The 1,862-nt window shown below is 72.4% G+C and carries 2 protein-coding genes; both read left to right on the forward strand.

Translation table 11 applies throughout. The annotated features are described in order from the left end of the window. On the forward strand, positions 1 to 1,094 hold a 1,094-nt coding region (locus IY392_RS15330; RefSeq protein WP_194861669.1), incomplete at its 5' end, for a TM0106 family RecB-like putative nuclease. Positions 1,095 to 1,270: 176 nt separating this feature from the next. Then, positions 1,271 to 1,862 (forward strand): hypothetical protein (locus tag IY392_RS15335; protein WP_228549480.1); only part of this gene is annotated, 592 nt, incomplete at its 3' end.

Raw genomic sequence — 1,862 nt, forward strand, 5'->3', positions numbered from 1 at the left:
TCCTCGAGGCGCTGGGGTACGCGGCATCGCACCCGGTCGGGGCCGTGTTGGGACTGGGCTCCGCGCGCGCGGTGGTCCACGAGCTCGACCCGGTCCTGGCCGCGGCCGACCGCAACCACGCAACGCGGCTGGCGGTCCTCCGGGGTGAACTCGACACGGTGCCGAGCCGGGTCGGGGAGTGCCGCACCTGCCCGTGGTGGGAGGGCTGGGACGACCGGGGCACGTCCGTGACGGGGTGCCGTGACCGGTTGGTTCTCGCCGACGACGTGAGCCTGGTGGTGGGCGGAGGGCAGGTCGGAGCGGTCCGCGCGGCCGGCGTCCACACGGTGGCGGAGCTCGCCGAGGCCGGGTCGGAGCGTCCGCCGGACTGGAACGGCGAACCGTTCTCCGATGCGGTCCTGCGGGCCCGTGCGCACCGGGACGGCGAGGTCGTCGTCCCCAAGGTGGCCCGACCGACCATCCCGCGCGCGGACATCGAGGTGGACGTGGATCTCGAGAGCCACCTGGACGACGGCGCCTACCTGTGGGGGACCCTGCTCACCCTGCGGGACGGGCGCCGCCTCGAGGCCGAGGGATACCGTCCTTTCGCGACCTGGGCCCGGCTGCCGGACCCGGACGAGGGGCGCTCGTTCGCGGAATTCTGGCGGTGGCTCACCGGCATCCGGGACAGGGCCGAGGGGCAGGGGCGCACGTTCCGCGCCTACTGCTACTCCAAGTCCGCCGAGAACGGCTGGATGCTCTCGACCGCCACCCGGTTCGGGCCGGAGGGCACGGTGGCCGAGGTCAGGGGCGTGCCCTCGGTGGCCGAGGTGCGCGGGTTCCTCTCCTCCCCTCAGTGGGTCGACGTCCACGAGGCGGTGGCCACGCAGTTCGTCTCCACCTCCGGTCTCGGACTCAAGGTGGTGGCGCCGGTCGCCGGGTTTCGCTGGCGCGACCCGGACGCCGGGGGGGAGGCGTCGATCGGGTGGTATCGGGACGCGCAGGCCTCGCGGGGGGTCGAGCGGGACTCGGGCAGGGAGCGCATCCTGGCCTACAACGAGGACGACGTCCGGGCGACGAGGGCTGTGCGGGAGTGGATTTCGCAGCAATTCTAATCGAGTTCTCACTGAGAGAGAGCTGTTGCTTTGCTTAATGTCGGGGATAGGGTGAGAAAGAAGGGACGAAGTTAACGACGCTTCTCGGCGTCGCCGACCGTTCCCGTAAGCCCGCCCTCACGGGGTGTCCCGTCGCGAACCCACGCGGATGCCGCGCCATACAAGGAGACGAACCCATGACGTTCTCGATCCGTAGGGCCGCTGCCGTCGCAGCCGCCTCCGCACTCGCCCTTTCCGCGGCCACAGGTGTCGCCGCCGCCCAGGAGGGCACCGGGAGTCTGTCCGCCGACAGCCTCGGGGCCGACAGCCTGGGCGCCCTCGGCAGCGAGGGCATCACCGATTCGGTGGGCGAGGGGTCGCTGCCGCAGGACCTCGGCTCCCTCATCCTCGAGGCCAACGCCACCGGGGAGGGTTCTATCGACACCTCGGGCTCGGCGATCTTCGGTGAGCCGTCCACCGGTTCGCTGGCACCCCTCGCCGGCTCGGTCATCGACGCGGCCGGGTCCATCACCCTCTCGAACCCGGCCCCCGGGACCGGTTCCGTCGACGTGAGTGGATCCCTCCTGGACGAGTCGCTGCTGGGTTCGGTCGAGCCGGCGGCCGCGCTGGCCGTCGGCTCCCTCGGGCTCGGCGACGGTGCCACCCTGGTGCTCGGATCCGACGCCGGCTCCCTGCCGGGCGCGGGCTCGCTCGGTCCGCTGGTGCTCGTGGGCGGGTCGGCGGCCCTGGGCGCGGGCATCTACTTCGCCCCGCAGATCCACCAGGCGC

The sequence above is a fragment of the Dietzia sp. SYD-A1 genome (assembly GCF_015356725.1).
Taxonomy (GTDB): Bacteria; Actinomycetota; Actinomycetes; order Mycobacteriales; family Mycobacteriaceae; genus Dietzia.